12 protein-coding genes and 2 pseudogenes are annotated in these 14,941 nt (G+C 40.1%); 3 read left to right on the top strand and 11 right to left on the bottom strand.

The window, feature by feature from the left end:
• Window positions 1-54 precede the first annotated feature (54 nt).
• From ABC374_RS08335 to ABC374_RS08325, 3 genes are all read right to left on the bottom strand, one after another.
• Entirely contained in the window at window positions 55-1,227 is a 1,173-nt protein-coding gene (locus tag ABC374_RS08335; RefSeq protein WP_413016955.1) for a thiolase family protein, read from the bottom strand.
• Window positions 1,228-1,322: 95 nt separating this feature from the next.
• Entirely contained in the window at window positions 1,323-2,591 is a 1,269-nt protein-coding gene (locus ABC374_RS08330; protein WP_413016953.1) for an MFS transporter, read from the bottom strand.
• Between the two features lie 93 nt (window positions 2,592-2,684).
• Complete coding sequence (locus tag ABC374_RS08325) at window positions 2,685-4,286, bottom strand: long-chain-fatty-acid--CoA ligase (RefSeq protein WP_413016951.1); 1,602 nt, start codon at window positions 4,284-4,286, stop codon at window positions 2,685-2,687.
• 986 nt (window positions 4,287-5,272) lie between these two features.
• Between ABC374_RS08325 and ABC374_RS08320 the strand changes: the two genes are divergently transcribed.
• On the top strand, window positions 5,273-5,680 hold the full coding sequence (locus ABC374_RS08320) for an Hsp20/alpha crystallin family protein (protein ID WP_170971631.1): 408 nt from the start codon (window positions 5,273-5,275) through the stop codon (window positions 5,678-5,680).
• Between the two features lie 64 nt (window positions 5,681-5,744).
• Here ABC374_RS08320 and ABC374_RS08315 read toward each other — a convergent pair whose 3' ends face one another.
• Window positions 5,745-8,876 carry an AAA family ATPase gene (locus ABC374_RS08315; protein WP_413016949.1) on the bottom strand — a complete coding sequence of 1,044 codons (3,132 nt, stop codon included), beginning with the start codon at window positions 8,874-8,876 and terminating at the stop codon, window positions 5,745-5,747.
• Entirely contained in the window at window positions 8,873-10,018 is a 1,146-nt protein-coding gene (locus ABC374_RS08310) for an exonuclease SbcCD subunit D (RefSeq protein WP_413016947.1), read from the bottom strand. The genes ABC374_RS08315 and ABC374_RS08310 overlap by 4 nt, the downstream gene beginning before the upstream one ends.
• 367 nt (window positions 10,019-10,385) lie before the next feature.
• On the opposite strand from ABC374_RS08310, the pseudogene ABC374_RS08305 reads away from it, so the two are divergent.
• Window positions 10,386-10,615 (top strand): annotated as a pseudogene (locus ABC374_RS08305) (transposase); the annotation flags it as partial.
• A pseudogene (locus ABC374_RS08300) lies at window positions 10,615-10,776 on the top strand (transposase); the annotation flags it as partial. The pseudogenes ABC374_RS08305 and ABC374_RS08300, both read left to right, overlap by 1 nt.
• Window positions 10,777-10,920: 144 nt before the next feature.
• On the opposite strand, the gene ABC374_RS08295 reads toward ABC374_RS08300, so the two are convergent.
• From ABC374_RS08295 to ABC374_RS08270, 6 genes are all read right to left on the bottom strand, one after another.
• On the bottom strand, window positions 10,921-11,349 hold the full coding sequence (locus ABC374_RS08295) for a DUF2621 domain-containing protein (protein ID WP_137018029.1): 429 nt from the start codon (window positions 11,347-11,349) through the stop codon (window positions 10,921-10,923).
• Window positions 11,350-11,429: 80 nt separating this feature from the next.
• Entirely contained in the window at window positions 11,430-11,735 is a 306-nt protein-coding gene (locus ABC374_RS08290; RefSeq protein ID WP_350302222.1) for a DUF3219 family protein, read from the bottom strand.
• Window positions 11,736-11,863: 128 nt separating this feature from the next.
• Complete coding sequence (locus ABC374_RS08285; RefSeq protein ID WP_048685981.1) at window positions 11,864-12,091, bottom strand: sulfurtransferase TusA family protein; 228 nt, start codon at window positions 12,089-12,091, stop codon at window positions 11,864-11,866.
• A 40-nt stretch (window positions 12,092-12,131) separates the two neighbouring features.
• Window positions 12,132-13,187, bottom strand: coding sequence for a YeeE/YedE thiosulfate transporter family protein (locus ABC374_RS08280; RefSeq protein WP_413016945.1), 1,056 nt, complete (start codon window positions 13,185-13,187; stop codon window positions 12,132-12,134).
• Window positions 13,188-13,340: 153 nt separating this feature from the next.
• Entirely contained in the window at window positions 13,341-13,817 is a 477-nt protein-coding gene (locus ABC374_RS08275; protein WP_137018031.1) for a CcdC family protein, read from the bottom strand.
• A gap of 413 nt (window positions 13,818-14,230) precedes the next feature.
• Complete coding sequence (locus tag ABC374_RS08270) at window positions 14,231-14,938, bottom strand: cytochrome c biogenesis protein CcdA (RefSeq protein WP_350302220.1); 708 nt, start codon at window positions 14,936-14,938, stop codon at window positions 14,231-14,233.
• Window positions 14,939-14,941 lie beyond the last annotated feature (3 nt).

Genomic DNA, 14,941 nt, shown 5'->3' with positions numbered 1-14,941 from the left:
AGAGCTGAATGCTGTGTTTTCTAACCATTTAACGGGCTAAACACACTTACAAAATCAAGCTTCACGTTCAATTATCGTAGCAATTCCCTGTCCGCCTCCAATGCAAGCCGTAATAAGAGCAAATCTTCCGGCAGAACGCTTCAATTCATAAACCGCTTTCGTAATGAGGATGGCACCCGTCGCACCAAGTGGGTGTCCATGTGCAATGGCTCCCCCGTTCACATTCACTCTGGCGGGATTCATATTAAGCTCCCTATTGCAAGCAATGACTTGAGCGGCAAATGCTTCATTAATTTCAATTATGTCCATTTCATTTAAGGAAAGCCCTGATTTATCCATTACCTTTCTTATAGCTGGAACAGGTCCTATTCCCATATAATTTGGATCTACCCCTGCAACGGCCTGTGCCCTGATCGTCGCTAAAGGCTTAATCCCCAATTCAACCGCTTTTTCCCTCGACATGATGACCAATGCTGATGCGGCATCATTCAATCCCGAACTATTGCCTGCAGTCACGGACCCGCCTTCTAAAAACGCAGGCGATAATTTGGCTAGCCCTTCTTTCGTTATTTGCGGTCGTGGATGTTCATCCAATTTAAATTCGATATCTTCACCTTTTCTGACGGGAATGTGAATAGGCGCAATTTGCTCATTGAAACGGCCCTCTTCCACGGCTCGGGCCATATTTTTTTGGCTTTGAAGAGCGAATTCATCTTGTTCTTCCCTGCTGACCTCATATTTTTCCGCTAAGTTTTCAGCCGTGATTCCCATCGGGGGATCGCCGATCGCTTTCGGGGACAACCGTGACTTTCTGAACTGCGGTGGCTTTGCACTGTATGCTTTTTCCGGACGATCCATCAAGTATGGCGCCCTGCTCATGCTCTCGACCCCACCGGCGATATAGATATCGCCTTCGCCAGCCCGGATTGCTTGTGCAGCCAAGTTGACAGCATTTATTCCCGAGCCGCATTGACGGTCGACAGTCAGTCCCGGAAGATGTATCGAGAGGCCAGTTTCGAGTGCAGTTAACCTGGCAATGTTTCCACCCCCACTTAACACATTCCCCATGATTACATCGTCTATCATTCGAGGTTCGACATTCGCTCGTTTCAAGGCTTCTTTCATCACTTCTGCTCCAAATACATGGGCAGGAACCGATGCAAGTGCACCTCCCTGCTTTCCAATTGCTGTTCGAACTGCAGAAACTATGACGGCATCTCTATTCATTTCCCATCCGCTCCTTTTCCTTATATTCACACCATTATTTGAAGGCATTCCTTCTCTTCACTAGTTTCATTGAATGTAAGCAGGTTCGACCCTGCTTATGAGGACTTAAGGTCAAAGTTATCAGACCTTTTATTTTTAAGTTTCCCGGCCGGTTTAACGAATATCGCAAACAGGATGCCAAAAGCCAGGACAAGGATGGCCATGAACAATATCGAAAGGTTATAACCCAATAGTTGATTTCCTCCAGCTAAACTTATGATATAGCCAGTTAATAGAGGCGCAACAATTCCCGCTAGATTTCCTGATGATGTTAAGATGCTAGTCATCAATCCCCCCCGCTCCTGCATTTCATTGATCATGATCGTTGGTCCGATCGGTAAGATGGCATATGTAAGGCCCTTTGCTAAACACATGGCGACTATCACCCAGATTGGATTTTGAAATACCATGATTGAGGAAAAGAACAATGCACCAAGAATCATGGCGCCCGCGACGACGAATACCCTTGATGATCGCCAATTCTGGTTCTTCTTGAATAAATGATCGGAAGCCATCGAAACACCCATATAAATACATACGGAAACGACTCCGATTATCACAACGCTGGTTCCCATTTGACCTGGAGACATTTTTACGGCTTCCACTAAATAAATCGGGAGCCAAACAGAAAACCAAACAACTAAAATATACGTTGAAAAATAAGCGAGCGTAGTAAACAAAGCAGTAGGTGAAGCCAATAGCAGCAAAAAGTCTTTCACTTTTATTTTTTCCAGTTTTTGTTTCTTTTTCTTTTGTACATTTTCGTATACTTCAACCGGATTTTCCTTTGTTAAAAATTGAAAGAGGAAGAACCAAACAAGGCTTGCTGCACCAAGTGCTGCAAAGGCAACCTTCCAGCCGAATATCGTAATTAAGGAAACGAGGATCGGTGCCACGATCATCGCACCAACGGTTCCTCCGCCAACAACTACCGAATTGGCAAAGCCTTTCAGTTTTGGCGGAAACCACTTATCGGCATGACTGTAAGCAATTGGGCTATAAGGCCCTTCGAATGCACCCAGCAAAATCCTGTATAGAATTAATAATGGAAGAGCAGTGATGGCTAAGACCCCGAATTGCAAAACGGTCCATGTCAGCATGATGAACCCAAGCACTTTTTTAGCCCCCAGCCGATCAGCCCATGCTGCCCCAAAAATCCCTGTTACTGGGTATAGCCAATAATAACTGCTTCCAACAAGACCCCACTCCGCATAGGTAAGATTGAATTCCTTCATGATGGGAACAGCTGCGAGACCTACGATCGATTTATCTGCAAAATTGATGACGGCTCCAAAGAATAATAGAATGAGAACAACCCACCGCATATGAATCCCTCCTCTTCTTTATTTTTGTTCACAAACTGGCATGCCTTCCAACGTAAGCTTCAACTTAGATGTTGGAACCATATTCCCCCTCTTTCAATCCTTTTCTAATTCCTCTTTAACTAACAATCTTTTTAAAAGTTTACCCACTGTATTTCGCGGAAGTTCTTTTCTCAATTCAAATACTTTTGGTACCTTATAAGGCGTCAATTGGGTATAACAATATCCTTCTATTTCTTCAAGATCCACGGAAGCGCTTTCTTTAGGTACGATGAATGCTTTCACTATTTCACCTTTTTCTTTATGGGGGATGCCCACCACAGCTGCCTCTTTAACTGCCGGATGTTCATACAGAACCCCTTCTACCTCCTGGGGGTAAATATTGAATCCGCCGACGATGATCATTTCTTTTTTCCTGCCGACGATATAGAAATAACCTTCGTCATCCATCACAGCAAGATCGCCAGTATATAGCCAGTCATTCTGTAGGGCCTTTTTGGTTTCGGCTTCGTTATTCCAATAACCCTTCATGATTTGCGGGCCTTTTATGAGCAACTCCCCGACGCATGTGTTAGGCACTTCATTATTTTCATCGTCAATGATCATACAGTCCGTGCCTGGAAAAGGGATGCCAATGCTTCCTATTTTCCTTTTTCCGAAAGGCGGATTACGATGAGTGGAAGGTGAGGCCTCCGACAAACCGAAACCCTCTCCGATTTTGGCACCGGTCAGCTCCTCAAATCGCTTAATTACTTCAACCGGCAGGGGCGCCGATCCACAAGAACAGCTTTTTAAACAATTCAGTCCATAATTTTCAATTCCAGGATGATTGACAAATGCATTATACATTTTTGGAACTCCTGGAAAGAATGTCGGACGATGCTTTTTTATTTTTGCAAGTACATCTTCAAGTTCGAATTTGGGAAATAAGAGGATGGCAGCTCCAATATAGATACCGAGATTCATTGCACTTGTCATGGCATAAACATGGTAAAGGGGCGTAGCTGCCAAAACGATTTCTTCGCCAGGTTTCAAGGAATCACCATACATTTCAAAGCTCTGCACGACATTGGAGGTTAAATTATGGTGAGTGAGCATGACACCCTTCATCTTCCCAGTGGTGCCACCAGTATATTGGATGACTGCAGTATCTTCATGAGGGCTTATCATTTCGGGCTTCTTAATGGCGTCACCGGTCTTAATCATCGTTTGAAGGGAATAAGACCCGTTTTGATCTTTCTCCGTATCAATGCAAACATCAAATTCATATATCGCTTTCGTTTCTTCGATTGTAACTGCGGCCGTATGGTCAAATACAATATTCTTGGTATTTGAGTCTATTAAAATTTGCAATAGTTCCCGCGGTTTATACATGGGATTAATTTGGACTACCAACAGACCTAGTGCCTGGGCAGCGTAATAACTGATAATGAAATAAGGGTGGTTTGCCATCATCAGACCAATCCGTTCACCTTTAACAAAGCCCATTTCTCTCCATTTACCAGCAAGTTTGTCTACCTGCAATTTTAAATTCTTATAATCCATTGACTGGTCTTCATAAATGATGGCTGTATGGTGTGGAAACTTACTTGCTGTTATATCAAGCAGTGAATAGACGGATATTTCCGGTAGCTTCATAGATTTCATTCTTTCAACATACCACTGCTCCCATGGTTTATTTATCGTTTTTCGCACCATTATCCCTCCACACATAAACGAATTTCATATCGCACATGTTTGTTTTATACTTATATGATTATGCAACTTGCATGCCAAGTCCTAATTTTGTGTAAAATCGCTTAGTATCAAAAATATTCAATTCATTAATGAATTTTATTAGCATATAATGCCTTTCTGTAGAGGATTCATCGAAAATGCCAATAATTCATTTTTGAATTTAAATAGGCTCTTATTGGTTTTCTAACGATATTAAAAAATAGGTTTTTACCATATTATAGATTATAACTACTCACAAATCGTGATTTAGACCTTATCCATGCTGTATTATAAAATTTGAAAAGCCCATCCAGCTAAGGATGGGCAAGTGTAATATTTTTTTAAACTTTGCTTACGAGTGTATTAATTCCACCAGTTATTTCAGCTCTATATATGTTAGTTGATTCTACGGAGACAAACTTTATAGACTTTCAAATAAAGTTTGTAATTTATGCTTGGCCCATTATACTTATATACCTAGTTGTTTATATATTAACCGGCCGATATAGGTCCTTATAAGAGCTTGAGTGAAACAAGTATCTTCCATTTCATTGCAACATAAATAGAAGAGTTGACCATTCAGAAATGTTAAGGTTCTGCTGAATTTATAACAAAGCTTGCTTAAGAGGAAACAGATCCAAGGTATTTTCAGGGTTGCAATTATTTTTGGTGAATTATTTAAAAAATACATTTAATATGACATTTTTAATTGTATTAACTTTAATGACATGATCGACAACTTGATTGTTTATAAACAAATGACCAACTCATTTAGAATTGGTCATCACTTTTTTATTGAATTCCTTCTAATTTTTGATTCTTTTATACCTACATACCCATCGTTCCTTTGCATTGGTTGTTTTTTCATTTTTTTCCGGTATCTTTTATCATCATCAATTTCACTTTTTCATTCACCATTCTTCATGCTCCAACATATAATACCTCAAAGGAAAACCGGGGGTATCAACATGCAAGACAATCAACATGGATCGCAAATGAATGAGGTTGAAAAGTTTGATGAATGGGTAAAAAGTTTTTTTCTGGATCCGGAAACTTGTGCGTTGGATCATCAACTTTTTTCAATTGATATATACGAAAGTGACGATGAGTATATGGTGGAAGCGGTTTTGGAAGATCATGATGTGAAAGATATTAAAGTATGCCTAAGTGATAATGAGCTATCGATCATAGTTGACGATACTCATAAGCCATTTCTTGAAAAAAAAGAAGATAAGCTGCCCACACAGAGAAAAATCCCTTTCCCCTTTTCGATTTGCTCACGCAGAATTACCGCTGAATTCTCGAATCCGATTTTGGTGATTCGCATCCATAAGTTTTCCCCCGGAAAAACAGCTGAAGATATTAACATTGAGTAGTCCGTTCATTAAAAATAAAAAGAATGGCCTGGGGAACCTCCCCTTAGCCATTCTTTTTTCTTGATTAACCAGCAAAATAAAAGGACGTCCGACTTCCTTTTTGCGTAGAAATGACTTGAAGCTGGGCATCGATTCTTTCTTTCAATTCCGGGACATGGGATATTATCCCGACCAATCTCCCGGTGCTTTGTATATCCATTAATGCTTCAATGGCATGATCAAGAGATTCAGGGTCGAGCGTACCGAAACCTTCATCGATGAACATCGTTTCAAGTGAAATTCCGCCAGCATTCTGCTGGACAACATCCGCAAGACCCAAGGCAAGTGCAAGGGAAGCCTTAAAGCTCTCTCCTCCCGAAAGGGTTTTGACATGCCTCTCTTGTCCTGTATATTGATCATACACAGATAACTCCAGACCGCTCTGGATATTCCTGCGTGTAGGATCAAGCTTTCGCAATAACTGATATCTGCCGCTGGTCATTTTCAGCAGCCTTGAATTGGCTTCTTTTAGGATATCATCTAAAAAGGCTGCCAGTACATAACGTTCAAAAGTTATTTTGAAGGAGTTTTGACCTTTGGAAATCTCAGACAGATGACCGACGATACTGTACCTTTCATCCAAACTTTTCTGTTCTTCCCTGATTTGCGCCAATTTCCTATCGATTTCTTCGTTAGTCCGTTTTTCAGCCTGCAATTCATTCTGATTTAGGCGTAAAGACTCCAATTCTCCATCTATGAAATCGAAAGTCTTTCTCAATCCTTCAAGATCCGGTTTGGTAACATCTTTTAATTTCATTTCCAAATCATGAAATAGACTTAAAACACTTTGCCAATTTTGATTATACTGCTGAACTTGGTCTTCCAAATTTCCAAGAGCAGCTTCCGATTTTTTTGCTGCCTTATATTCTTTATAATTAGAGAAGCCTTGATTGGTCATTTCCGTAATTAACTTTTCCCGCTCCTCTTTCAATTCTGTCTTGAAAGCCTCTATATTTCCACTCAAGGATTCTGTTTTTGCAATGATGGCCGATTCTCTTTCCTTCACCAGTTGAAGGTTTTTTTGTGCATCTTCCAAGGCTGATTGTAAGCGTTTCTGTGTTTTTACAGCCATTTGGTAAGCAGCATTATATTCTTCCTCTGTCCGTATTCCGTCTGGCAGGGAATCGGTTAATCCTGTTAGTTTTGTAGAGTTTTCAATATACCTGGTTTTCCCTTCGTCCTCTTTTCTTTCTAAAGAGGTCAGATTCTCCTTTAGCTGGGTTGACTTGCCTTTTAAATCCAGCAACCTTTTTTCCAGATCATTGAATACAGACTTTTTCCTCATCAATTCCTTTAGCTGCTCTTGCAGCACTTTTCCTTTTTGTACAAACTGTGTCAAATGCTCTTCAATATCCTCAAACCTAAACTCCGGCATGTCATTTTGTAAGTCACTAAGCTTTTCTTGTGAAGACTCTGCCAGTGCATCATATTTGGATTTCGCTTGATAATATTCACTTTCCGCTTGGCTTTTTTGTTGTTCCGCAGATTTCAGTTTGTTTTCTTGCTCTTTCAGTTCCAAATCTGTCGGCATATGCTCATGCATTTGCGCAGGTTTTGGATGACTTTGCGAACCGCAAACAGGACAATTTTCTCCAGAGTGCAGCATGGAGGCAAGCATACCCGCTTGTCCTGATCGCCAGTTTCGATTCAGGGTTTCCAGTTTTTCCTTCTCCTGAGTTTGTATTCTTTGTAACTCATGGAACCGATTATTCTTTTCATCCAGAACCCGTTTCGTATTAGTGATTTCATTAAGAACTTCTTGAAGCTTTTTAATTTTCGATAACGATGAATTATTTCTTTCTGCTTCAATTTCCTGATCACGATAAAGGACAGCGGCTTTTTCCGCTTCTGTTTTTTCTTGAGCGACTTTCTCTGCTTCCGCTTCAATCGACAAATGTTCCGAAACAGTTTTTTCACGAAGTCTTTTACTCTTTTGCCACTCTTTTTCGTCTAAAGTAACCTGTGCTTTCAAGCTTGCAAAAGTCATGACAGCCTCTTTTACCTGCTCAAGCTGATGAACAGTTCGGACTGCCTGCTCTCTTTCATTTTCCTTCAACATTTCCTTATCATAGGAATCCTGCTTCTCAATGCGCTCAGCCCGTAACTTCTCGGACTGCTCACTTAACTTTTGAAGTTCGGCATTAGCATCTTGTACTTGTTTGCCGATACGCAAATAGTATTGTTCCTGCTTTTCAAGCGATGCCGCTTTGTGTGCCATTTTTATTTGGACTTTCACTAGTTCCATTTCTGGCAGCTTTGCTTCAAGAGCCTCCTTTTCTTTTCGCAGTGTTTCTTTTTCCGAAAATCGATTCAATAAATCGACAGCTTTTGAAAGTTCTTGATTTACTTGATCACGAGCTTTTTGCTTTTCCTGTATTTGTTTATTTATATACTCATTTTTTTCTGTTGCTTGCAAAATGACTTCCCGTAACAAGGGCAAGACCTGCTGTTCATTAGGCTCTTCCCCTTGTAATTGCGCCTGCAATTCTTCATGATTGCCAGGCTGGATGCCTTTCATTAATTCAATTCTTCGCTGAGCACTTTTTTCACTTTGCTTTCTTAGGATGGAAGCCTCTTCTTTTAATTTTTCTTCTATTCGTTTATAAAGTTCAGTATGAAATAATTTCTGAAGAATCTGTTCCTTATCCTTGCTGTCGGAAGTTAGCAGTTTTCGGAATTCATTCTGAGGAATCATCAGGATTTGCCGGAATTGATTCGCATCAAGTCCAATGAGCACTTTTATTTTTTCTTCAACTTCTCGCACATTTGCACCAAGCAATTTTTTTCCTTCGGCCAATATCTCATATAATTCAGCCTTTGCTCCAACTGTTGTTGTTCCTTCACCTGCTTTTTTCTTGCGTTCCTGCTGCGGCGACCGGGTAACCAAATACGTTTTCCCACGCAGGGTAAATTGTAATGAGACTTCCGTCAACATATCATCTTCGGCAAACTGACTTCGCAAATCTTGCCCGCTACGATCTTCACCGCTGGCTTTACCATATATCGCAAAACTAATCCCATCAAATATCGTTGTTTTCCCTGCGCCTGTCTTTCCAGAAATGACAAACATGGTCCGTTCTCCAAGGGAATTAAAATCAATGGTTTCCCTTCCTGCATATGGTCCGAATGCCTGCATCGTTAAAATATCCGGTCTCATTTCAAAGCCTCCTCTTTCTTAACAGCTTCAATTACCGAAACCATCAAATCCTGCTTTTTGGAATCAAAGGCCCGATCTGTCATTTCTTGATAAAACGTCTCGAACAGGTCCAATTCCGATTTCCGTTCATCTTTTACTGAAGAGTAGGAATGTTTTCTCCTAAGGTCGGTCAAATCCCATTTACGTTCTAGATGTAGTACGTTCGGATAAATCTGGCGCAAGCGATTAATGGGATCGATGAGTGCCCCTTCATCATTTAGTGTTATTTTTAAATAGTCATCCCTTTTTTGCGATTGATAAAAATCGGGATCAAGCAACTCTTCCATCGATCCGGATATTTCCCTCATATCGAACTTGGGTGCCAAAGAACGATAGCGAATATCAAAGCTTCCATCTTCTTGCATATCGACGATGGAAAGCGACTTATTCTGCTTGGCCTCGGAAAAAGAATATTTTAATAGTGATCCAGAGTAAAACACCTTAGGATGACGTATCGCGTCTGGACTATGTAAATGCCCAAGTGCCGTATAATCAAACGCATCGAATAAGTCGGATGAAACACAGCCAGAACCACCTACCGACAAGACCCTTTCCGAATCGCTCGTTTTTCCGCCTAATACAAAAGCATGTCCTACGAAGACATTTGGCTCATCCTTATTGAAATTCTCAGCAATCGTTCCGGTTATCCGCTTCATCGCTTCTTGATGGGAATGGATACTATCATCTTCAAAAAGATGGCGAACCGTCCCGGGTTCTGCATATGGAACACAATAAAAGTTCACGCCTTTTATGCGAACCGGCTCACATGTTTTTGTCAATTTCCCATGAATGTATAACTGACTATGACGATACCATGATGAACCGAATGCAAGCCTTTCCGCAGAATCATGGTTTCCCGATATCGCAACGATTGGTGTATTCATTTTCACATTAATCGTATAAAGGATTTCATCAAGTAGCTCCACCGCTTCAGTCGGCGGAACGGAACGATCATATAGATCACCGGCGATCACAACCGCATCCGGTTTTTCCTCTTCGACAATTTCTATGAATTGCAAGAGCGCATGCCTTTGGTCATCTGTCATATGTACCCCGTGAACGATTTTCCCTAAATGCCAATCAGCCGTATGGATAAATTTCATAGTTTCACTCCGTCCTAATTTTCACTTACTATTATTATATCAAAAATTTTACGAATAGCATGGTTTGGGTACAGACGTTCTAATTTTTACCACACCGCACCATTCTTTTGAATTATTCAGAATAAAAAAAGCAAACTCCAAAAGAGTCTGCTTCTGACTATATACAAACTCGATGAAAATCGAGTTTGTATACATTTTTTTTGCTTGTACAAATTTTGACGTTGATTTCCACTTCAGGCACTCGCTTTCCGCGGGAGTCTCGCACCTTCCGTTCCAATCAACTATGTTTAAAAATTTAAATAGAACTCCTTTTGCCTACAGTCTTTTTTGTTTTAAAATAAATCTATTAAAACTTGAGCTGATGAGGATGTTTTCGAAACATCTTTCTATTCAACGAGATCAACTTGAAATGATTACTTTTGATCAACTGGTGCCGGCGAACCATTTGGTTCGTAAAATTGAGGCTTCCATTGACTTCACTTTCATTCATGACTTGGTTAAAGATATGTATTCAGAGGTAAGACGCCGAAGTAATGCCCAGTTATTTTAGTTAAACTGATATTCATTCAATATACCTTCGCTATTCGTTCCATGCGACTATTAAGTGTGTATTCGCGGATGCAAAAGAAAAGCAAGGTATGCGTTGTACTACTTTAAGGGGACTTAAAAAATTGTCGATGCAATCGATGCTTACTTTCGCTGCCATTAATTTAAAGAAGATGGCCATGTGGACATGGCTAGGTCCTAAAATAGCATAACCTAGTGGCTCGAAGAGCCCAAATCTCTTAACCTTTGGTCAAAATTTCAAAGGGAATTTTAAAAGGGGTTCGAAATTTTTTTATTCTGAACCCCTTTTGTCTACAAACTGAAGCAAACTCCAAAAGAGTCTGCTTTTTTCATCATTAGCTGAATAAGTGTTCATATGGACCCATATTCACCTTTCTTTCAGCTAATTTTTTTTGTAAAAATTTATGGTCACGTTTTGGTGTGGCAATGATATAGCCGCGTATTACTAAATCTTCCGTAATATCGCCCGCTTTTTCCTTTAACGCCAACTCTCCGATTTTCCCTGCGATTTTATGACGTGCAACATCACGAAAAAGTTCTGGCACAGGGCTCACTAAATCTTCTAGTAATTCCTTTTGCTGCTTTGACCATAAGTGCTTTGTTTGCTCCAAATAGTATTCTTCCCAATCCATATCGGATTTCCCATCTTCTTTGGGAAATCTTTTCAGGAACTTTCGAAACATGAAAAAGCCACCTATGCTCATCAATATAATTAACAGGGCTACCCAAAATAGAATAAACCATAAAAACCATCCGCTAAGCAAAGTACCACCTCATATGTATAGAATGATCGTCACTATTATTATAGACAGTAACCCATATCTTTACAAGACTGGCAATGCAATCATTCTGGACCGTTCACTTCCAGCAAGACAAGCGAAAAATCCCCCACCGCATTTTCTTCATATAGATTCGTTACCGAAGTTGCATAGTTAAAGATCTCTGCTCTAAACTCCTCGTTTGACTGTGGTATCTTTATATCAAATACCATTTGATAAAGCAGTGTTGTAATATCATGATATTCATTATGTGTAACCTTGAAATTGAAACTGATTTTCCTCATTTCCTTACCTTCAGAATCCTTTACATTTTCAGCATGAAAATCAGTAACATGAATTGGAACATCGTTTAAAATGACCTCGTCTACCATTATCAACATCTCCTTAAAAAAAGTGGTTAAAGCCATGTTATCACTGGGAGCTTCCAGCGCCAATCATTCAACCTTGTAAAATAGAAAAACGTGCACAGGAAACCCGAGCACGTTTTTTTCCAATCAATTTACTTTCCCTTTTTCACGATTATTCGCCATTTAGCGTCATCGATTTGCTCAAACTCCGTGATTTCATGACCTTCAGTAGCAGCCCAACGCGGAATGCTCTCCGTTGCTTGTGTGCAATCGAAATTAATGATCAATTCCTCTCCTTTTGCCATGTCCACTATCGCTTCTTTTGCTTCCACTAAAGGGAATGGACATACCATCCCAGTCGTTTCCAATACCTTTGCCATTTATATTCCACTCCTTGATCAAAAATTTTCGGCTCGTCTCTTAAGCCGCTTTGGATGCAGCTGCTGTCTGCTTTTGCTTACGGATAATCGTGAAATAAGTTGCTACCCATGTACCCAGCAGGAAAAAGACAATTGCGATCCAACCTTGCCAAGCAAATAGCGCCGAGTTCACCAGACCATTTCCGATTGTACATCCCCCGGCAACACTTGCGCCGAATCCCATGGTTACACCGCCAATTGCATTGTTACGTAACGTTTTCATATCAGGCAAACGCCAACGGAATTCCCCGCTCCCTTTGGCTGCAATGAAAGCACCGAGGAAAATGCCCAATACTAAAAACGTACCCCAATCGATTAACGCATCATCTCCGGTTATAAGGAAAGTTAAAATGTTCGCGGAAGGCGCTGTAATTCCAAGTCCGAACATTCGGCCTGTCATTGCACTTAGCGGCCATGCCATGATTGCAATAAGGCCGACCAATAATGCTGTAACAAAAGGATGCCAACGTTTCTCGAATAAGATGTGGGCCAATCCCGTTTTTTTCGGTTTCATTTTAAAAATTGGCAGTTTCGGCTTTCTCAATTCACGAATCACCAATATGCCAACCAAGAGTGTCACAATAATCACAAGCACCCAAGGCGAAACATTTAACGTTTCATGAATATACGTATCATTTGTACGATAAGATAACAGATTATCCCCTGCCACTTTCCATACACCATATTTCGTCATTGCTGCCCCTAGCATATATCCAAAAAGGGCAACCCAACTTCCGATCATGCCCTCTCCGGCACGATACCATGTTCCAGTGGCACAACCCCCTGCCAGAACCATACCAATACCAAAAATAAAGCCACCCACAATTGTTCCCAACCATGGAAAACCATCATTTCCAAACTGAATGACTCCTGTATCATTCAATGCATAAACACCAATACTTTGTATTGCTATTACAACAAAAGTAGCCAAAAACATCCGTCCATCTTTAGCTAAAATCAAATCACGATATGCACCAACAACACAGAAACGGCCTCTTTGAAGCACAAATCCCAGCAGTAAACCACAAATAATCCCAAACACAATCATTTGTAACATGTACCGTTTCCTCCTTAAATAAAATAATAATACTAATATAATATAATCCGGATGAAATTACTAGGTTTTTGCATATTTTTTTACTCATGAAAAGTTTCCAGGCAAATGAAAAACCCGAGTCATCATGAATATCGACTCAGGTTTTTTAGATTATCACACCATACTGCTTCCGCCGAAACTGGCTGCTTTAACTTTTTTATATTGGTAAAGCATGGCAATTCTCCACGGAACGATCATCGCGAAAGCAAGTAAGAAAAACATTCCGCTCAATACACCGATTTCTATCGTGCTCCCCAGCATCAGTTTTGCCACCAGTCGAATCACCATGAGCCCAATCAATATGAATATGAACGCTTTAGAGCGCAGAATATAAATTTTTTCATCTCTTACTTCAAATTTAGATGTTTTAATCAATAAGATGGAAAATAACATCCCTGCAACAATAGCCTCCAGCAATTCGTATCGAGTAACACGGAACATCGGGAAAATAAACATTAAAGCACCCGTACTCATAAACAGCGGCGGTAAGATGATTTTCTTTTCATTCACTGGTTTTTTCGTTTCCTTCATACGTAATATGAAAACACCTATAGCCATCACAATCGCTATACCTGTTGATATATATATCATCTATTAACCATCCCTTTAAACTAAAAATAGGTAAGTACCATTAAAAATTATATATGACTTCAATTTATAAACAAAGTATATATTACCTATTTGAGATAAACAAGGAGGTGTTCTTAAATAAGCTCCCTTTTGATGCTTCCAATGCCCCGCCCTCGTCAAAAGGCTTGAAGATAAAATCTTGCACCACGGCTTCTATAGCCTTCGATAACCATATTTTTGCTGACCACCTATAGCAGAGAGCATATTATACCCTTTGCGGCCTGAAATTCCTTCTTAATTTCTTAGGTCAGGATTTAATTTTGATATACCGACAGCTTAGTGACAGACATTAGACCCAAAATCAACGAAATTGACACCATCAGTCCTAATAGCAGGAAATCAACTAGATTATTGAAAAAATAACTTATTATGGACTAAAAACCCGTAAAGCCACCGAATAGTCTAGACAGGACTGCAATTATTTTGGTCATCCAATCAAAAAACAAAATCACACCCATTATAATCATTAAATATCCGCCAATCTTCATGATGTATTGGCTGTACTTTTTGATCCATTTCAATTTTCCGACAAAGAAGGATAATATGAAAAACGGTATGGCAAATCCTAAAATATAGGCAGTCATATAGCTCATGGCAGCACTAGGATTAGTTGCACCCAGTGAAATGACAGCGCCTAACAACGGACCTGCACAAGGGGTCCATCCAGCGGCAAAGGCAAGTCCGATAAGAATGGAACCTATATATCCGCTAGGTCGGTTCTTGAATTCAAAGCGGCTGTCTTTCATCAAAGATCTCGGCTGAAAGATTCCTACAATGAATAAACCAAAAATGATAATCAGGATGGCGCCGATCTGACGAATTAATTCTTTGTAATCCGAGAAGAAAGAACCTAGGTATGATGTGCTAAAACCTATTGCAATAAAAACCAGAGAAAACCCAAGCAGGAAGAATAAGGTATGCAGCATGCTTCTTCTTTGGAGCATGGCGTTCTCGGATTTGATTTCACCTACACTCATACCAGTGATATAAGATAAAAAGGCCGGATATAGCGGTAAGCAGCATGGCGAAATAAAACTCAGGAATCCCGCCCCAAATGCTAAAAACATATTAATATCATTCAAATA

This window comes from Peribacillus phoenicis (assembly GCF_047238085.1).
Classification (GTDB): Bacteria; Bacillota; Bacilli; order Bacillales; family DSM-1321; genus Peribacillus.
Note: the sequence above shows the minus strand (reverse complement) of the source record. Positions and strands in the feature narration are given on the sequence as shown.